This window comes from Streptomyces sp. NBC_01176 (genome assembly GCF_045039825.1).
Classification (GTDB): Bacteria; Actinomycetota; Actinomycetes; order Streptomycetales; family Streptomycetaceae; genus Streptomyces.
Window position 1 is genome coordinate 7229497 of the sequence record NZ_CP108600.1, and the last position, 18694, is coordinate 7248190.

The window sequence follows — 18694 nt, forward strand, 5'->3', positions numbered from 1 at the left end:
CTGGTGTCCCCGGTGAGTGGCGTGCGGGCAGCGCGGACCGCCCGCGAAGGAAAGCGGGGACTGTCTCCGTTTAATGCTCGCCAAGATACGGAGAGGGTCCCCGGTTGGCAAGGAGTAACTGAATGACGCAGGTCAAGCCGATGCGGGCGGATGCGCGGCGGAACTATGAGCGGCTGATCGAGGAGGCCGCCGTGGCGTTCGCCGAGCACGGGGAGGGCGCGTCCCTCGACGACATCGCCAAGCGGGCCGGAGTGGGTTCCGGGACGCTGTACCGGCACTTCCCCACCCGGCAGGCGCTCCTGGAGGCCGTCTACGTCGACAGCATCGAGGCGATCGCCGCCCGCGCGGACGAGATCGCCGCGGACCTCGCGCCCGGCGAGGCGCTGGTCGAGTGGCTCAACGAGCTGAGCGGGATGATGATCCGGGTCCGCGGCCTGAAGGCGCTGCTCGGATCGGCCGTCGCGGACGGGAGCAGCGCGGTGCTGAGCGCGTGCGGGACGTCCGTCAAGGGTGCGGCCGAACGGCTGGTCGAGGCGGCTCAGCGGGAGGGCACGCTGCGGGCGGACGTGGAGCCGATCGAGGTGCTGAGGCTGGCGCACGGGGTCGCCACGGCGTCGGAGCTGGCGAACGGCCAGGGGAAGTACATCCGGCGGTATCTGTCGCTGCTGACGGAGGGGCTTCGGCCCTAGCGTCGGGGGTGTTGCGGGGGGCGGGGGGCGCTGCGGGGGTGCGGCGTGTGCGCGGGCGCGGCGTGGTGGGGGGGGTGGGGGGCGGGGCCGTGCCGGTACATCGAGCCCGTCGCCGCTGGGTCGGACGTTGCCCCACAGGGGGCCGTTTCCGGATCCGGGCGTGAGCGACGGGCTTGCGATGTACCGGCACGGCCCCTTCCGTTCGGGGGGCGCCGCGGGGTGGTGGGGGGCCGGTGGCTCAGAGAGCCTGGGCTGCGGGCTTCACCATGCCGCGGACCGTGCGGGACTTCACGAAGTCGCCCATGGCCGTCATCTCCCACTCGCCGGAGAACTGCTTGATCAGCTTGGCCATCATCACGCCGGTCTGGGCTTCGGCGTTGGTGAGGTCGAAGCGGACCAGTTCCTCGCCGCTGGCCGCGTCGATCAGGCGGCAGTACGCCTTGGCGACCTCGGTGAACTTCTGGCCGGAGAAGGAGTTGACGGTGAAGACCAGGCCGGTGACCTCCTGCGGCAGCCGGCCGAGGTCGACGACGATCACCTCGTCGTCTCCGCCGCCCTCGCCCGTGAGATTGTCGCCGGAGTGCTTGATCGCGCCGTTCACGATGGAGAGCTTGCCGAAGTAGCAGCTGTCGATGTGGTTGCGCTGCGGGCCGTAGGCGATGACCGAGGCGTCCAGGTCGATGTCCTTGCCGCGGTACGCCGGCTCCCAGCCGAGGCCCATCTTGACCTGGGAGAGCAGCGGGCGGCCGCCCTTGACCAGGGAGACGGTCTGGTTCTTCTGGAGGCTGACCCGGCCCTTGTCTAGATTGATCTTTCCGGACGGCGGGGCGGCGGGCGCGGGGGGAGCCGCCGGGGCCGGCGGGGTCACGGAGGTCGGGACCACGGGGGCCGGGGGCACGGGGGTTCGCGTCTGCGCGGCCTGCGGGGCGGCGGGGGCCGGCTCCTCCACCGTGACGCCGAAGTCCGTGGCGATGCCCGCCAGGCCGTTCGCGTACCCCTGGCCGACCGCGCGGGCCTTCCAGGCGCCGTTGCGGAGGTAGACCTCGACGATCACCAGGGCCGTTTCGGTGCCGAGTCGGGGCGGGGTGAAACTGGCCAGTACCGCGTTGTCGTCGGCGTTGCGGATGGTGGCCGTGGGCTCGATGCCCTGGAAGGTCTGGCCGGCCGCGTCGGGGCTCGCGGTGACGACGATCTTCTCGATGCCCGGGGGGATCGCGGTCGTGTCGACCGTGATCGCGTCCGGGGAGGTGCCGCCGCCCGAGCGGTAGGTCACGCCGGGGCCGGTGGGCTGGTTGTAGAAGATGAAGTCGTCGTCGGAGCGCACCTTGCCGTCGGCGGTGAGCAGCAGGCCCGACACGTCTAGCCGCACCGGAGCGGCGACGTCCACCGTCACGCGGGTGACGGGGAGAGGGATGTTCGAGCCAGGGGTCATAGCTGTCATGACTGGGGTAACGACCGGAGGCGCTTTACCGTTCCCTTACCCAAGGGTGAGTTGCCGGGGTCGGGTGCGGGCCGGAGAAAAGGGGCTTCTTTCGCCCCCGCCGCCCCTACCCGACCCGTCCTGTCCCTGGGGCTCCGCCCCAGACCCCGCCAAGGGGCTGCGCCCCCTGGACCCCCGCTTCGCCCGAAGGGCTCGTCCTCAAGCGCCGGACGGGCTGACATACCCAGCCCGTCCGGCGCTTGAGGACAAGGCCCTCAAGGCCGAACGGGGGTCTGAGGGCGCAGCCCCCAGGGACAGGACGGGGTTGGGTAGGGGCGGCGGGGGCGAGGAACCCCTACGGGATCACGACGATCTTCCGGCCCACGCCCGCGGCGAACTGTTCCAGCGCCCGGGGATAGTCCGCCAGCGGGATGCGGTCACTGATGAAGACGTCCGGATCGAGGACACCCCCGGCAAAGAGCTCGGCCGCGCGTTCGAAGCTGTGCAGGACGGCCATGGAACCGGTGATGGTGATCTCCTGGTTGTAGATGCGATAGGGGTCGATCGAGACCCGCGTCGCGTAGTCGGCGACACCGAACTGGAGGAAGGTGCCGGCCTTGGCGACCCGGTCCAGGCCGTCCTGGATCGCCGCCGCGTTCCCGGTCGCGTCGATCACCACGTCCCACCCCCGCGGCCGGTCCAGCTCGTCCGCGTTCGCCGCCGAGGCGGACGCCCCGAGCAACTGGGCCGTGGCGAGCCGCTGGGCGTTCACGTCCACCACGTCCACGCTCGCCGCCCCCGTCCGCTTCGCCAGTTCCAGCATCATCAGGCCCATCGTCCCGGAGCCGTAGATCAGGACATGGGCCCCCAGCCGGGAGTTCAGCACGTCGTAGCCGCGCACCGCGCAGGAGAGCGGTTCGACGAGTGCCGCGTCCTGGGTGCGGACGTGATCGGGCAGCTTGACGCAGTTGGCCACGGGTGCGGTCGCGTACTGCGCGGCCCCGCCAGCCGTCGTGACGCCGATCGCGGCCCAGCGCTCGCAGAGGTTGTTGTGGCCCGTACGGCAGTACCGGCACTCGTGGCAGTAGAGGGACGGGTCCACCGCCACCCGGTCGCCCACCGAGACCTCCGTGACCTGGGTGCCGACGCCGACCACCGTGCCGGCGAACTCGTGGCCCGGCACGATCGGCAGCTTCGGCGCGAACTCGCCCTGGAGGATGTGCAGGTCCGTGCCGCACAGCCCGCACGCCGCGACCTCGACGACGACCTCGCGCGGGCCGGGCGTCGGGTCCGGGACCTCGGTGACGACGGCGCGGCCCACGGACTCGATGACGGCGGCCTTCATTTCACGGCTCCCAGTGACAGGCCCTGGACCAGTTTGTCCTGGGCGGCGAACCCCGCGGCGAGCACCGGCAGGGAGATGACGAGCGACGCGGCGCACACCTTGGCCAGGAAGAGGCCCTGGCTGGTGATGAATCCGGTCAGGAAGACGGGGGCGGTCTCCGCGACCACGCCCGTCAGGACTCGGGCGAACAGCAGTTCGTTCCAGCTGAAGATGAAGCAGATGAGGGCCGTGGCGGCGATCCCCGGCAGGGCGATGGGGGCCACGACCCGCGCCAGGATCGTGGGCAGCCGCGCGCCGTCGATCTGCGCCGCCTCGATCACCGCCACCGGCACCTCGGCGAGGAACGACTGCATCATCCACACCGCGATCGGCAGGTTCATCGAGGTGTACAGGATGACCAGGAGCCAGATGTTGTCGAGCATCCCGGCGTTCTTCGCGAACAGGTAGATGGGCAGCAGGCCCGCGACCACCGGCAGCATCTTGGTCGACAGGAAGAAGAACAGGACGTCCGTCCACTTCTTCACCGGCCGGACCGAGAGCGCGTACGCCGCGGGCAGGGCGAGGAGGAGCACGAAGAGGGTGGAGGCCACGGACGCCACCAGCGAGTTGACCAGTGCCGGCCAGGGGCTCGCGCCGCCGCCCGTGCCGAAGAAGTCGCGGTAGCCGTCGAGGGTGAGGGCGGCGCCGAAGGACGGCGGGTTGGTCGCCGCGTCCGCCTCCGAGTGGAACGACGTCAGGGCCATCCAGGCGATGGGCAGGAAGAACAGCACACCGAGTACCCAGGCCAGCAGGCCGAGGCCCGTTCCCCGGGTGCGCCGGGGACGTACGCGGATCGTGGTGGTGCTCATGCGCGGGACACCTCCTCGCGGAACAGGGACGAGACCACGCGCAGCGCGAAGGTCGCGATGATGATCGAACCGATGACGACCAGGACCCCGGCGGCCGAGGCCAGGCCGTTCTCGTGGGCCTGGTAGAAGCTCTGGTAGACGGTGTAGGGCAGGTTGGCGGTGCCCAGGCCGCCGGAGGTGATCGTGAAGACGGCGTCGAAGTTCTGGACGATGTAGATCGAGCCCAGCAGGGCGCCGAGTTCGAGGTAGCGGCGCAGGTGCGGGAGCGTGAGGTGGCGGAAGACCTGCCAGTCGCTCGCGCCGTCCACCCGGGCGGCCTCGATCTGCTGCTGGTCGCGGCTCTGCAGGCCCGCCAGCAGGATCAGCATCATGAAGGGCGTCCACTGCCAGACGAGGGAGGCCTCGACCGCCAGCAGCGGGGTGTTGGAGATCCAGTCCGGCTGAGGTCCGCCCACATAGTGCAGGAGACCATTGAGAAGGCCGTACTCGGGGTTGTAGAGCACGTGCTTCCAGAGCAGGGCCGCGGCGACCGGGACCACCAGGAACGGCGCGATCAGGAGCGTACGCACCACCCCACGCCCCCGGAACCTGCGGTCCAGGAGCAGCGCGAGGGCGAGGCCGAGGACCAGGCTGACCAGGACCACGGCCGCGGTCAGGAGGATCGTCGTCCAGACCGAGTGGCGCAGGTCCGGATCGGTGAGCACGTCCGAGTAGTTGGACAGACCGGTGAAGTGGCGGGCCTTCGGATAGAGCGAGTTCCAGTCGAAGAAGGAGATCACCAGCGTGGCCACGAACGGGAGCTGGGTCACAGCGATCATGAAGATCAGGGCGGGGAGCAGCGGGGCGCGGGTGGCCCAGGCGCGCAGGCGGCCGGAGGGCGGCCGGGCCGCGCGGGCGGGAGCGGTGGCCAGGGGGGCTGTCGTCGTGGCGGTCATCGTCCCTCGTACTCCTTGGAGATCTTCTCGGCGAGTTTCTGGGACTTCTCCAGGGCCGAGTCGACGGACTGGCGCCCGGCGATGGCCGCGCTGATCTCCTGCGAGACCTTGGTGCCGAGATCGGTGAACTCGGGGATGCCGACGAACTGGATGCCGGGCGCGGGGCGCGGCTGCACTCCCGGGTCGCGGGGACGGGCGCCCTCGATGGCCGCCCGGGTCATCTCCTGGAAGGCCGAGGCCTCCTTGGTGTACGCGGCGTTGGTGTAGGTCGAGGCGCGTTTGCCGGCCGGCACGTTGGACCAGCCGATGGTGTCGCCGACCAGCTGTTCGTACTGCTTGCTGGAGGCCCAGGAGATGAACTTCCAGGCCTTGTCGGAGTTGTGCGAGGCCTTCTGGAGGCCCCAGGCCCAGGTGTACAGCCAGCCGGAGGACTCGGTCTTCTCCACGGGCGCCGGTACGTAGCCCATCTTGCCCTTGACGGGGGAGTCGGACGCCTCCAGGGAACCGGCCGCAGAGGTGGCGTCGTACCACATGGCGACCTTGCCCTGGGTGATGTTGTTGAGGCACTCGGCGAAGCCGGACTGGGCGGCGCCGGACTCGCCGTGCTTGCGGACCAGGTCCACGTAGAACTTCGTCGCCTTCTCGAACTCGGGGGAGTCGAGGCGCGCCTTCCAGTCCTTGTCGAACCAGGTGCCGCCGAAGGTGTTCACGACGGTCGTCAGGGGGGCCATCAGTTCGCCCCAGCCGGGCAGGCCGCGCAGGCAGATGCCCTTCATGCCGGACTGGGCGCCGTCGGCCTCGGCGGCCAGTCGTGCCACCTGGTCCCAGGTGGGATGCGCGGGCATGGTCAGGCCCTTCGCGGCGAACACGTCCTTGCGGTACATCAGGAAGGACGACTCGCCGTAGAAGGGCTGCCCGTAGAGCTTGCCGTCGTCGGCCGTCAGGGACTGCCGCATGGGCGCGAGGATGTCCTGCTCGTCGTAGCCGCTGTCCTGGCGGACGTAGGAGTCCATCTCGTGCAGCCAGCCGTTCCTGGCGTAGATCGGTATCTCGTAGTTGGAGAGCGTGGCCACGTCGTACTGGCCCGCCTGGTTGGCGAAGTCCTGGCTGATCTTGTCACGGACGTCGTTCTCCGGCAGCACGGTGAAGTTCACCTTGATGCCGGTCTCCTTGGTGAAGTGGGCCTTGGTGAGTTTCTGCAGTTCCACCATCTGGGGGTTGTTGACCATCAGGACGTTGATGGAGTCGCCGCCGGAGCCCGCCCCGCCCGCTCCGGTCCAACACCCGGAGAGCAGCGGGGTGAGCAGCGTCCCTGCGGCGACCGCGGCGAACAGCGCGCGCGGCCTCCGTCGGCTCGGGGTTCGCATGGATCACTCCTGGACGTATAGGGAGATTTGGGGCGCCACCGGGTGTGGGCGTGCCCCTGGGGAGGGTGACTGGGGTGGAGATGGGGGTGGGTGGGTGGGAGGGGTGAGGGGGGACGGGAACGCTGGGCGGGGATGTCGGACGCGGTGCGAGCGTGCGGTTCGGTTGTTCAGACGCGTATGACCTGAGGTCCCTGCAAGGAGTAGCGGTGGGCCTCGGCTGTCGGGAGCAGCGTGCTCGTGACGATCGTCTCCAGGGCGGTGACCTCCGCGAAGCGGCAGAAGCTGACCGCCCCGAACTTGGTGTGCACGCCGGCGAAGACGGTGCGCCGCGAGGCCCGGATCGCCTGGGCCTTGACCTCGCTGACCGCCGGGTCGGGGGTGGTGAGGCCGTGTTCGCGGGAGATGCCGTTGGCGCCGATGTAGGCCAGGTCGATGACGAAGCCGGCGAGCATCTTCGTCGTCCAGTGGTCCACGGTGGCGAGAGTGCCGGGGCGCACCCGGCCGCCGAGCAGCAGGACGCTGGTGTTGTCGGCCTCGGCGAGCGCGCCCGCGGTGGCGAGGGACGCGGTGACCACGGTCAGCGGCCGGTCGTGGGGCAGGGCCTCGGCGATGAGCTGGGGGGTGAAGCCCTCGTCGACGAAGACCGTCTCGGCGTCCCCGAGCAGTTCGGCCGCGGCGGCCGCGATCCGCCGTTTCTCGGGTACGTGGCTGGTGGCGCGGAAGGCGAGCGTCGTCTCGAACCCGGCGCTCTCGACGGGATAGGCGCCGCCGTGGGTGCGGCGTACCAGACCGTGGTCCTCCAGGGCGCGCAGGTCGCGTCGTACGGTCTCCTTGGCGACGCCCAGTTCGGCGGCGAGCGCGGTGACGTCGACCGAACCCGTACGGCGGGCAACTCGGACGATCTCCCGCTGACGTTCTTCCGCGCTCATGGTCGGCACCCGCTTCCCGCGTCCTGTCCTCGCTGCCCGTTCGGGCCCGGTCGGGCCTTGGAGGAAGTTCTACAGCGGGCGCGCGGCACTGACCAGGCCTGTTGCACGCCCGATGATGCCCGGCTGTGCCCGTTCGGCGGCGTGGGGGAGCGCTCCGGACCTGGGGCGGAGCCGGTGCGGGGGTGGGATCGGGCAGGGTTCGTGCCCGAACACGTCGGCGGGCGGGCCCGTTCGGTGCCCGCCCGCTCCGTCGTGCCCGTGCCGCGCCGTCAGTACGGCCAGATCGGCGGGTGCGTGGTGAAGTGGCCGCCCAGATGGGCGTGGTCCGGATTGTCCGGGTCGAGCTCGCCCTGCTCGGCGATGAGCTTCTCGGCGTACGGCTCGGAGTCGTCCTGCGGCTCGTAGCCCAGCGCCCGTGCCGTCGACAGGTCCCACCACAGACGGGTGTTGGCGGACGAGCCGTAGACGACCGTGTGGCCCACGTTCTCGGCGGTGAGCGCCGCGTGGAAGAGGCGGGCACCGTCCTCGGGGCTCATCCACACGGAGAGCATGCGCACGCTGGTGGGCTCCGCGAAACAGGAGCCGATGCGGACCGAGACCGTCTCCAGGCCGTGCTTGTCCCAGTAGAACTGGGCCAGGTCCTCGCCGAAGGACTTCGACAGGCCGTAGAAGGTGTCCGGCCGGCGGGGGGTGTCGACGGGGATGAGGGAGTCCGCACCGAACGGGGCGTCCCCCCGGGGACGCGGGGTGAAGCCGACCGCGTGGTTGGAGGAGGCGAAGACGACACGCCGTACCCCTTCCTCGCGCGCCGCCTCGTACAGGTTGTACGTCCCCTCGATGTTCGCCTTGAGGATCTTGTCGAAGGAGGCTTCCAGGGAGATGCCGGCGAGGTGGATGATCGCGTCGACTCCGCGTACCGCCTCGCGCAGCGCCGCCCGGTCGGCGAGGTCCGCGGTGATCGCGTCCGGCTCGCCCTCGACCGGGAGCAGGTCGAGCAGGCGCAGTCGGTGGCCGTGCCCGGGCAGCAGCCCCCGCATCAGGGTGCCGAGTCCGCCGGCGGCGCCGGTGAGCAGAACGGTGCGGGGAGCGGGCATGCGGGTGTCTCCTCAGGGCCACGCGAGCGGCCGTATGCTTGTACGGCATTCACATCCATGGACACGCTAAGGATCGCCCGCCTGTCGAGTCAAGTGTCGCGCGGAGGCGGTCAATCCGCCGCCGTGTTGCGGGTTTGTGCGCTTGACCGGCCCCAAGGTCGCGCTTTAGCGTGGTCGCGTTCAGAAATATGGACGTGGATCAGAAACATGCACCCGCTGTCGCGTGCGTGAGCATCTGCCTCAGGGAGAGTCCGTGACGTCAGTCCCCCTTGCCGCTCGGCTCAGCATCCCCAGCGGGCCGCTGTTCTTCCCCGTCACGGCGTACGGCCCCGACGGCGCCCTCGATCTCGACGTGTACCGCGAGCACGTACGGCGCGGCGTCGAGGCCGGCGCCGCCGCGGTCTTCGCCTGCTGCGGCACCGGCGAGTTCCACGCGCTCGCGCCCGAGGAGTTCCAGGAGTGCGTGCGGGCGGCCGTGGAGGAGACGGCGGGACGGGTGCCGGTCGTCGCGGGCGCGGGGTACGGGACCGCGCTCGCCGTACGGTTCGCGCGGCTCGCCGAGGAGGCCGGGGCCGACGGGCTGCTCGCGATGCCGCCGTACCTCGTGGTCGCGGGACAGGAGGGGCTGCTGCGCCACTACCGGGAGCTGGCCGCCGCCACCTCGCTGGACGTCGTGGTGTACCAGCGCGACAACGCCGTGTTCACGCCCGCGACCGTGGTCGAACTGGCCCGGACCGAGGGGATCATCGGCTTCAAGGACGGGCTGGGCGACCTGGACCTGATGCAGCGCGTCGTCAGCGCGGTGCGCAGCGAGGTCCCCGGGGACTTCCTGTACTTCAACGGGCTGCCCACCGCCGAACTGACGGGCCTCGCGTACCGCGGCATCGGCATCACGCTGTACTCGTCCGCGGTCTTCTGCTTCGCGCCCGAGATCGCGCTGGCCTTCCACGCCGCGCTGAACGCAGGGGCCGACGACATGGTGAACCGGCTGCTGGACGGGTTCTACCGGCCGTTCGTCGATCTGCGCGCCCAGGGGCGCGGCTACGCCGTGTCGCTGGTCAAGGCGGGAGTACGGCTGCGCGGCCTGGACGTGGGGGAGGTGCGGCCGCCGCTGCACGAGCCGACCGAGGACCATGTGAAGCAGCTCGCCGAGCTGGTCGAGCGCGGGTACGCGCTGCTGGAGCCGGTCGAGGGAGAGGGCCTGTGAAGGCGTCGGCCTTCGTCTATCCGTGGGACGTCGTCGGGGACCCGGCGGCGGCCGGACGGATCGCGGGGCTCGGGGTGCGGCAGGCGACACTCGCCTCCGCGTACCACTCCACCCGTGCGCTGACCCCTCGTCACCCCCGGCACCGCATCGTGACGGCGTCGCACGCGGCCGTCCTGTACCCGGTGGACGGCGCGCGATGGGCCGGGCGTGCGCTGCGGCCGTACGAGGCCGGGGACTGGGCGCCCGGGGACGCGTACGGGACGGCCGCCGCCGCGCTCGCCGAGGCCGGTCTCGACGTCCACACATGGGTGGTCCTCGCGCACAACTCCCGCCTGGGGGCCGAACATCCGGCCACCTCCGTCGTCAACGCGTACGGCGACCGGTACGGGTGGGCGCCGTGCGTCGCCCAGGCCGGCACGCGGGAGTACCTCGTCGACCTCGCGGTGGAGGCGGCGGTGCGGCCCGGGGCGCGGGGCACCGAGCTGGAGTCCCTCGGGTGGTACGGGATGGCGCATCTGCACGCGCACGACAAGATCGGCGGGGTGGGACTCGGGGACGCCGGGCAGTACCTGATGTCACTGTGCTTCTGCCCGGCGTGCCGGGACGGGTACGCGGGGCACGGGCTCGACGCCGGCGAGGTGGCGGCCACCGTACGGGAGGCCCTGGAGCCCGTGTGGCGGGGGGCCGTGCCGTCGGACGGGGGCTGGCCGGCGATCGAGAAGCTGCTCGGCGGCGAGGTGGCGGGCGCCACGCGTGCGTGGCGCGACGGGGTGGCCCGCTCGCTTCAGGAGACCACGGTCGCGGCGGTACGGGCGGCCGCGCCCGACGGGTTCCAGGTGCTCCTGCACGCCGATCCCGAGTCGTTCCACTGCGGGGCGAACGCCGGGGTCGACCCCGCGCACATCCTCTCCGTGGCGGACGGGGTGGTGGTGCCCTGCACCGGCGGGACGGAACTGCTGACACCGTTCGCGCGGCAGGGGCGGGAGACGGCGGTACTGGCCGCCAACTTCACGGTCGTGTCGGGCATGGGAGGCAGTCCGGGCACGCTCGCGGACGACGCGGCGCGGGCGGCTTCGCTGGGAGCGGGGGAGCTGCGGCTGTATCACGCGGGGTTGGCTTCGGAGGGGGATCTGGAGGCGGTGAGGGGGGCGCTGAGGGGCGCGTCCTGAGGCGGTTCTCCGGGTGCGGCCGAGCGGGGGCCGGTCGCGCGGGTCCTCGCGCCCGTTGAGGGCGTGGCTCGCGCGCGGGTGTTCGGGTGCGGGTGCGTGGGGGCTGGTCGCGCGGTTCCTCGCGACCCTTGGGCGCGTGACCCGTGCCCGGCGTATTCGGCGCGGGTCGGGATCTTCGGGCCGTCCGGCGTTCGAGGACGAGGCCGTTCAGGCCGATGCGGTCGGGGGCGCGGCCCCCGGGGCGACGGCAGGTTCAGCGCCGGGTCAGCAGAGGCCGGAGCGTCAACAGGCGGGCGAGCGCCAGCACCGGGAGCAGCAGGCGGTAGTCGACCAGCTCGACCACCCCCGCCCCGACCGCCAGTCCGAGCGCGTTCGGCACGAACATCAGGGTGTTCGCGGTGGCGGCGGTACGCCCGAGCAGCGGCCCCGGCGTCTCACGCTGCACGGCGGTGTACGCGGCGATCAGCACACAGGGAAGGCCGGCCCCGATCGCGGCACTGCACACCAGGGCCACCCCGTCGGACGTCACCGCACGCGCCCCGGCCCCCACCGCGGTCAGCGCGATCCCGTACGCGGCGAAGCGACGCTCCCCCAACCGCCGCAGCAGCGGCCCCGAGACCAGGCCGATCAGCACCGACCCGGCGCCCTGGACGGCGTAGAGGAGCCCGGCGTACGCGGGGGAGTGGCCCAGTCCCTCGACGACGGCGTAGATCAGGGCGCCGTTGAGACCCGCGAAGAGCATCGTCGTACCGCCGGCCAGGACCAGCGGCCGCAGTTCCGGGTGCCCGAGGACGTACCGTGCGCCCGCGGCCGTCCGGGACCGCCAGGTCGCGGTGTCCGGGGCGGGCGGCTTCTCCCGGACCCGCAGCAGCGCGCACACCCCGGCCGCCAGCGCGAACGTCACCGCGTCGAGGAGCGCGACCCGCGCGCCGCCGTACGCCGCGTACAGGGCCGCCCCGGCCAGCGGCGCCAGCAGCTTCATGCCCTCGTTGGCCGTCATGCGCAGCCCGTTGAAGTCCCCGAGGAGGCTCCGGTCGACCGCCGCGGCCACCAGCGCGGACTCGGCGGCGTCGTGGACGACGCCCGCCGTGCCGTAGACCAGGAGCACCGCGAACAGGATCCACAGCCGGTCCGGGGCGTCCACGGCGAGGAGGGTCGGCAGGAGCACCGCCAGCGCCAGGTTCGTGCCGATCAGCAGGGGCCGGCGGCGGGTGCGGTCCGCGAGCGTGCCCAGGAGGGGGCCGGCGAGCACGGGGGCCCAGAGCGCGAACACGCACAGGGCCGCCAGACCGTTCGAGCCCGTCAGGTCCTTGACCCAGATGCCCGACACCAGCCACATCGCCGACGAGCCGAAGCCGGAGACCACCACCGCGGTCAGATAGAGGCCCGCGTCGCGGTCCCGCAGCACACGCGTCACTGTCCATGTCATGGCAGGTGATCGTGGTCCTAAGGAGGGCCGGCGGGGATCGGGCAGGTGCCCTAGACCGGCGCACTCCGGCCCTCCCCGGGCGCCGCGCCGATGAGTTCTCGGCGCGTCCCCGGTCTACCCCGTGAGCGGACACTGTGAGGATTCGGAACTGAGGAGCAGCCGATGACCGACCCGACTCTCGACCTCGGGCCACAGGCCCTGATCGTGGCGCGACTCACGGCGGGGGTGACGGAGCGGCAGCTCGAGGACATCACCCCCTGCCCGGTGTACGCGGTGCGCCACCTGCTCGGGCATGTGGGCGGACTGGCCGTCGCCTTCTGTGACGCCGGGCGCAAGAACCTGGGCGCCAGGACCGACACCAGCCCGGACACGGCCGTGCCGGACATCGCCCCGGACTGGCGCGAGACCCTGCCGAAGGCACTCGACGAACTCGCGGAGGTCTGGCGCGACCCGGCGGCCTGGGCGGGGGAGACCCGAGCGGGCGGGGTGTCCCTGCCGGGCCCCGTCGCCGGTGCCGTGGTCGCCGACGAACTGGTCGTGCACGGCTGGGATCTGGCCCGCGCCACCGGCCAGGAGTACGAGCCCGACCCGGCCGCGCTGCACGTCTCCTACGGCTTCCTCACCGCGGCGGCCCAGGATCCCGGCCGGGGCGGAGGCCTGTTCGGCCCCGTGGTGCCGGTGCCGGACGACGCGCCGTTGCTGGACCGTGTGATCGCGCTCAGCGGCCGCGACCCGGGCTGGAAGTCCTAGGGCGTGGGGCGGAAGTCCCGCCTGCCTCGCGACACGCCCTAGTACACCCCGGAAGGGCCCCGTCCGAAGCCCCGTTGCGGCTTCGGACGGGGCCCTTCCGCGATTCGTCGCCCTTTCTTCTGTCCGAAGCGTTGACGAAACACGAGCGCGCTCCTACGTTCATCGCGTCGTACTTCGTACGTCATATATGAGACGCGATACGTGAGATCCGATACGTGAGATCCGAGAGGCGCGCATGACCTCTGTGCCCACACCGATACCGTCCCGCACGCAGTTCGTGCTGGAGGGGATCAAACACCGCATCCTCACCGGGCAGTTGACGCCGGGTCAGGCCCTGGTCGAGAGCGAGCTCGCCGCGCAGTTCGGGGTGTCGAAGACGCCCGTGCGCGAGGCGCTCAAGACCCTGGCCGGTACCGGACTCGTCGTCATGAACCAGTACAAGGGCGTCACGGTGCGCATGGTGGACGCGGACATGGCGCGCGAGGTGTACGACGTCCGGCTGCTGCTGGAGCCGGAGGCGCTGCGCCGGTCCGTCCTGCGCGGAGCCTCGCTCGCCGCCGCGCGGGACGCGCTCACCCGCGCCGACGACGCCTCCGACACCGCCGAACGCTCCCTGGCCAACCGGGAGTTCCACCGCGCCCTGTACGTGTCCTGCGGCAACCCGCTGCTGGGCCGCATGCTCGACGAGGTCCGCGACCAGGCCGCCCTGGTCTCCGCGGTCGCCTGGGCCGCCGACCCGTCCTGGGAGCGCGAGGCCGGTGAGCACCGGGAGATCCTGCGCCTGGCCCTCGACGACGACGCCGACGGCGCGGCCCGCGCGCTGCACGCCCACATCACGTCGTTCGTGCAACGGGCCTTCCCCCCGGCCCGGGAAGAGGACGGACAGGAATGACAGCGACGTACGAGACCCAGCGGGCGGCACTCGCGGAGGTCGTGGCGATCCCCGTGACTCCCTTCTCGGAGGACGGGACGATCGACCGCGACACCCACCGGGCCCTGCTGCGCCGGCTGCTCGACGGCGGGGTCCGCACCCTCACGCCCAACGGCAACACCGGCGAGTTCTACGCCCTGACCCCCGAAGAGCGGCAGCTCGTCACGGAGTTGACCGTCGAGGAGGCGGGTGACCGGGCCGCCGTCCTGGTCGGGGTCGGGCACGACGTACCGACCGCCGTCGCCTCCGCCCGGCACGCCCGAGAACTCGGGGCGCGGATGGTGATGGTCCATCAGCCCGTCCACCCCTACGTCTCGGAGGGCGGTTGGCTCGACTACCACCGGGCCGTCGCCGAGTCCGTGCCGGAGCTCGGGGTCGTGCCCTACATCCGCAACCCCCGGCTCCCGGGGGCCCGCCTCGCCGAACTCGCCGACGTCTGCCCGAACGTGATCGGCGTGAAGTACGCCGTCCCGGACGCCGCCCGCTTCGCCGCCTTCGCCCGGGACGCGGGACTCGAACGGTTCGTCTGGGTGGCGGGGCTCGCCGAGCCCTACGCGCCCTCCTACTTCTCGGCGGGCGCCACCGGCTTCACCTCCGGCCTGGTGAACGTCGCCCCGTCCCTCTCGCTCAACATGATCGAGGCGCTCCGCTCCGGCGACTACCCGGCCGCCATGAAGGTCTGGGAGCAGATCCGCCGCTTCGAGGAACTGCGCGCCGCCGACGCCTCCGCCAACAACGTGACCGTGGTCAAGGAGGCGCTCGCCTCGCTCGGTCTGTGCCGGCGCGAGGTGCGGCCGCCGAGCAGGGAGCTGTCCGAGTCCGAGCGGTCGGAAGTCGCCGCCATCGCCGCGGGATGGCCCCTGTGAACACGGGACGGGAGACGAGGCGCCCGGAGGACCTCAGGAGCCACCAGTGGTACGGCACCGACGGGCTGCGCTCCTTCAGCCACCGGGCCAGGACCCGTCAGCTCGGCTATCTGCCCGAGGAGCACCTCGGCAAGCCGGTCATCGCGATCCTGAACACCTGGTCCGACATCAACCCGTGCCACGTCCACCTCCGGGACCGGGCGCAGGCCGTGAAGCGGGGCGTGTGGCAGGCCGGCGGCTTCCCGCTGGAGTTCCCGGTCTCCACCCTCAGCGAGACCTTCCAGAAGCCGACCCCGATGCTCTACCGCAACCTGCTCGCCCTGGAGACGGAGGAGCTGCTGCGCTCCTACCCCGTGGACGGCGCGGTGCTGATGGGCGGCTGCGACAAGTCCACCCCCGCGCTGCTGATGGGCGCGGCCTCCGCCGACCTGCCGGCCGTCTTCGTGCCCGCCGGGCCGATGCTGCCCGGGCACTGGCGCGACGAGGTCCTCGGCTCCGGAACCGACATGTGGAAGTACTGGGACGACAGGCGCGCCGGACTCATCGGCGACTGCGAGATGACCGAACTGGAGAGCGGGCTCGCGCGGTCCCCCGGGCACTGCATGACCATGGGGACGGCGTCCACGCTCACCGCCGCCGCCGAGGCGCTCGGGGTGACGGTCCCGGGCGCGTCCAGCATCCCCGCCGTCGACTCCGGCCACGACCGGATGGCGGCCGCCGCGGGCCTGCGGATCGTCGACCTCGTGCACCGGGACCGGAAGCTGTCCGACATCCTCACCGAGGAGGCCTTCGCCGACGCCGTGACGACCGTCCTCGGACTCGGCGGCTCCACCAACGCCGTCATCCACCTGATCGCCATGGCCGGACGGGCGGGCGTCACCCTCACGCTCGACGACTTCGACCGGATCGCGCGGACCGTGCCGGTGCTCGCCAACGTACGGCCCGGCGGCCGGACGTACCTGATGGAGGACTTCCACTTCGCCGGCGGTCTGCCCGGGTTCCTGTCGCGGATCACGGACCTGCTGCACCTGGACCGGCCGACGGTGTCGTACGACACCCTGCGCGAGCAGCTGGCCACCGCCCGGGTGCACAACGACGACGTCATCCGCCCGCGGGAGAACCCCGTCGCCGCCGAGGGGGGTGTCGCCGTCCTGCGCGGCAACCTCTGTCCCGACGGCGCGGTCATCAAGCACATCGCCGCCGATCCGCGGCTGCTCAAGCACACCGGGCCCGCGGTCGTCTTCGACGACTACCGGACGATGCAGCGGACCATCGACGACCCGTCCCTCGGCATCACGGCGGACAGCGTGCTGGTGCTGCGCGGCTCCGGGCCCAAGGGCGGTCCGGGCATGCCCGAGTACGGCATGCTGCCCATCCCCGACCACCTGCTGAAGCAGGGCGTGCGGGACATGGTCCGGATCTCCGACGCCCGGATGAGCGGCACGAGTTACGGCACCTGTGTGCTGCACGTGGCGCCCGAGTCGCACATCGGCGGCCCGCTCGCCCTGGTGCGGACCGGCGACACGATCACCCTGGACGTCGAGGCGCGATCGCTCCGGCTCGACGTGGACGACGCGGAGCTGGAGCGGCGCAGGGCGCTGTGGACGGCGCCGCCCGAGCGGTACGAGCGCGGTTACGGGGCGCTCTACAACGAGCAGATCACCCAGGCCGACACCGGCTGCGACTTCGCGTTCCTGGCCCGGCCGGGCAAAGTGCCGGATCCGTACGCCGGGTGAGGGCGGTCCTGCGAGGACCGCGCCTCCCGGCCGACCACCCGATCGACACGTCCGAAGCGCTGTCCCCCATGCGCATGTAGCAAGCGCTTCCTGTGTCACCGACAGCAAGCGCTCCACGGCACCCGCAAGAACGGAGAACAGTCATGGCCCAAGCCGCAGCCGTGGCGAAACAGCCCGCGCCGCTCCGGCGGCGCCGCGGCTCGGCGACGCCCCGCAGGCTCCCGTATCTGCTGATCGCCCCCGCCGGGCTGCTGATGCTGGGCTTCATCGCCTACCCGGTCATCAGCGTCTTCTACTACAGCCTGCAGAACTACAACCCCACCAAGCCGTGGCGCAACGGGTTCGCGGGCTTCGACAACTTCGTGCACGCCTTCACCGCCGACCCCCAGTTCTGGGACACGCTGACCTTCAGCGCCCAGTGGGTCGTCGTCGAGGTCGGTCTGCAGCTGCTGTTCGGTCTGGCGCTGGCCCTGATCGTCAACCAGACCTTCGTGGGCCGCGCCGTCGGCCGGGCGCTGGTCTTCTCGCCGTGGGCGGTTTCCGGGGTGCTGACCTCCGCGATCTGGGTACTGCTCTACAACTCCCAGACGGGCATCACCCGTTACCTCGCGGACGCCGGCATCGGCCAGTACGGCACCAGCTGGCTGTCGGACACCGCCACCGTCTTCCCGGCCGCCGTCGTCGCCGACCTGTGGCGCGGCGTGCCCTTCTTCGCGATCCTCATCCTCGCCGACCTCCAGTCCGTCTCCAAGGACCTGTACGAGGCCGCCGAGGTGGACGGCGCGAGCCGCTTCCGGCAGTTCGTGCACATCACCCTGCCGCACCTGAAGGACGCCATCGTCCTGTCCACGCTGCTGCGCGCGGTCTGGGAGTTCAACAACGTCGACCTGCTCTACACCCTGACCGGCGGCGGACCCGCGGGCGAGACGACCACCCTTCCGCTCTACATCGCCAACACCAGTGTCGACGCACACAACTTCGGCTACGCGTCCGCCCTCACCACGGTCGCGTTCGTGATTCTGCTGTTCTGCTCGATCGTCTATCTGCGGCTGAGCAAGTTCGGAGGCGGGGACAAGTGATCACCGAGGACGTCACCGTCAGCGCCCCCGCGGCACCGGCCCCGGCGGCCGAGGAACCCCGGCGGCGCCCGGGCACGAAGCGCCGTGCCTGGGACGAGGTCCCGCGCTGGCACATCTACCTCCCGCTCGGCGTCTACCTCCTCTTCACCCTGATCCCCTTCTACTGGATCCTGCTCTTCGCGCTCCGCCCGGCCGGCTCCACCTCGCTGGTGCCGTGGCCCATGACCTTCGAGCACTTCGACAAGGTGTGGACCGAGCGCAGTTTCGGTACCTACTTCCAGAACAGCGTGCTCATCGCGGTCGCCACGCTCGTCATGACGACGGTGGTCGCCCTGGCCGGCGGATACGCCCTGGCCCGCTTCGACTTCAGGATCAAACGCGGCTTCATGCTGGCGCTGCTGTGCTCGCAGTTCGTGCCGGGCGCGCTGCTGCTGGTACCGCTCTTCCAGATCTTCGCCAAGCTCCAGATGATCAACTCGCTGGGCAGCGTCGTCATCGCCGAGACGGTCTTCCAGCTGCCGCTGTCGATGATCCTCATCAGCGGATTCATCAGGAACGTGCCGTACTCCCTGGAAGAGGCCGCCTGGGTCGACGGCTGCGGCCGCCTCGCCTCCTTCCGGATCGTCGTACTCCCGCTGCTGCGACCGGGGTTGATCGCGGTCGGCTCCTTCGCCTTCGTGCACGCCTGGAACCACTTCCTGTTCGCCCTGATGTTCCTCAGCGACCAGAGCAAGCAGACGATCCCGGTCGGCCTCAACACGCTGATGAGCGCCGACAGCGTCGACCTCGGGGCGCTCGCCGCGGGCGGCATCATCGCGGCCGTCCCCGTCGTCATCGTGTTCGCCTTCATCCAGAAATGGCTGATCACCGGCTTCAGCGCGGGGGCGGTGAAGGGATGAG

17 protein-coding genes are annotated in these 18694 nt (G+C 71.3%); 9 read left to right on the top strand and 8 right to left on the bottom strand.

Annotation, left to right across the window (positions count from 1 at the left end; genetic code table 11):
- Positions 1–122: 122 nt before the first annotated feature.
- Positions 123–689, top strand: a complete 567-nt coding sequence (locus tag OG199_RS31295; protein WP_405832297.1) for a TetR/AcrR family transcriptional regulator — start codon at positions 123–125, stop codon at positions 687–689.
- 238 nt (positions 690–927) lie between these two features.
- Here the strand turns inward: OG199_RS31295 and OG199_RS31300 are convergent, their stop codons facing one another.
- From OG199_RS31300 to OG199_RS31330, 7 genes are all read right to left on the bottom strand, one after another.
- Positions 928–2121 (bottom strand): TerD family protein, encoded by a 1194-nt coding sequence (locus OG199_RS31300; RefSeq protein ID WP_405832299.1) that lies wholly within the window; start codon positions 2119–2121, stop codon positions 928–930.
- A gap of 343 nt (positions 2122–2464) precedes the next feature.
- Positions 2465–3454, bottom strand: a complete 990-nt coding sequence (locus tag OG199_RS31305) for a zinc-dependent alcohol dehydrogenase family protein (RefSeq protein WP_356808152.1) — start codon at positions 3452–3454, stop codon at positions 2465–2467.
- Positions 3451–4302 (bottom strand): carbohydrate ABC transporter permease, encoded by an 852-nt coding sequence (locus tag OG199_RS31310; protein ID WP_266698274.1) that lies wholly within the window; start codon positions 4300–4302, stop codon positions 3451–3453. The genes OG199_RS31305 and OG199_RS31310 overlap by 4 nt, the downstream gene beginning before the upstream one ends.
- Positions 4299–5237: a carbohydrate ABC transporter permease gene (locus tag OG199_RS31315; protein WP_266698272.1), complete on the bottom strand. Its 939-nt coding sequence runs from the start codon at positions 5235–5237 to the stop codon at positions 4299–4301. The genes OG199_RS31310 and OG199_RS31315 overlap by 4 nt, the downstream gene beginning before the upstream one ends.
- Positions 5234–6604 (bottom strand): sugar ABC transporter substrate-binding protein, encoded by a 1371-nt coding sequence (locus tag OG199_RS31320; RefSeq protein WP_356808155.1) that lies wholly within the window; start codon positions 6602–6604, stop codon positions 5234–5236. The genes OG199_RS31315 and OG199_RS31320 overlap by 4 nt, the downstream gene beginning before the upstream one ends.
- A gap of 167 nt (positions 6605–6771) precedes the next feature.
- Positions 6772–7533, bottom strand: a complete 762-nt coding sequence (locus OG199_RS31325) for a DeoR/GlpR family DNA-binding transcription regulator (RefSeq protein WP_401809927.1) — start codon at positions 7531–7533, stop codon at positions 6772–6774.
- 269 nt (positions 7534–7802) lie between these two features.
- Positions 7803–8627 carry an NAD(P)-dependent oxidoreductase gene (locus OG199_RS31330; RefSeq protein WP_266698268.1) on the bottom strand — a complete coding sequence of 275 codons (825 nt, stop codon included), beginning with the start codon at positions 8625–8627 and terminating at the stop codon, positions 7803–7805.
- Between the two features lie 253 nt (positions 8628–8880).
- Here OG199_RS31330 and OG199_RS31335 point away from each other — a divergent pair, with 253 nt between their 5' ends.
- Both OG199_RS31335 and OG199_RS31340 read left to right on the top strand, forming a co-directional pair.
- The gene (locus OG199_RS31335; protein ID WP_356808159.1) at positions 8881–9834 is read left to right on the top strand and encodes a 5-dehydro-4-deoxyglucarate dehydratase; all 954 of its coding nucleotides are present in this window, start codon (positions 8881–8883) and stop codon (positions 9832–9834) included.
- Positions 9831–11003, top strand: a complete 1173-nt coding sequence (locus OG199_RS31340) for a hypothetical protein (protein ID WP_405832302.1) — start codon at positions 9831–9833, stop codon at positions 11001–11003. Before OG199_RS31335 ends, OG199_RS31340 begins: the two co-directional genes overlap by 4 nt.
- 253 nt (positions 11004–11256) lie before the next feature.
- Here OG199_RS31340 and OG199_RS31345 read toward each other — a convergent pair whose 3' ends face one another.
- Positions 11257–12432, bottom strand: coding sequence for an MFS transporter (locus OG199_RS31345; RefSeq protein WP_356808163.1), 1176 nt, complete (start codon positions 12430–12432; stop codon positions 11257–11259).
- A gap of 162 nt (positions 12433–12594) precedes the next feature.
- On the opposite strand from OG199_RS31345, the gene OG199_RS31350 reads away from it, so the two are divergent.
- The 6 genes from OG199_RS31350 to OG199_RS31375 all read left to right on the top strand — a co-directional run bounded on the left by OG199_RS31350 (position 12595) and on the right by OG199_RS31375 (position 18693).
- Entirely contained in the window at positions 12595–13182 is a 588-nt protein-coding gene (locus OG199_RS31350) for a TIGR03086 family metal-binding protein (protein ID WP_356808990.1), read from the top strand.
- 235 nt (positions 13183–13417) lie between these two features.
- Positions 13418–14074, top strand: coding sequence for a GntR family transcriptional regulator (locus tag OG199_RS31355; protein WP_356807859.1), 657 nt, complete (start codon positions 13418–13420; stop codon positions 14072–14074).
- On the top strand, positions 14071–14979 hold the full coding sequence (locus OG199_RS31360) for a dihydrodipicolinate synthase family protein (RefSeq protein ID WP_405832304.1): 909 nt from the start codon (positions 14071–14073) through the stop codon (positions 14977–14979). The genes OG199_RS31355 and OG199_RS31360 overlap by 4 nt, the downstream gene beginning before the upstream one ends.
- Positions 14967–16715, top strand: a complete 1749-nt coding sequence (gene araD, locus OG199_RS31365) for an L-arabinonate dehydratase (RefSeq protein WP_356807861.1) — start codon at positions 14967–14969, stop codon at positions 16713–16715. The genes OG199_RS31360 and araD overlap by 13 nt, the downstream gene beginning before the upstream one ends.
- 143 nt (positions 16716–16858) lie before the next feature.
- Positions 16859–17794 (top strand): sugar ABC transporter permease, encoded by a 936-nt coding sequence (locus tag OG199_RS31370; RefSeq protein WP_356807863.1) that lies wholly within the window; start codon positions 16859–16861, stop codon positions 17792–17794.
- The gene (locus tag OG199_RS31375; RefSeq protein WP_356807865.1) at positions 17791–18693 is read left to right on the top strand and encodes a carbohydrate ABC transporter permease; all 903 of its coding nucleotides are present in this window, start codon (positions 17791–17793) and stop codon (positions 18691–18693) included. The genes OG199_RS31370 and OG199_RS31375 overlap by 4 nt, the downstream gene beginning before the upstream one ends.
- Position 18694: the final 1 nt, after the last annotated feature.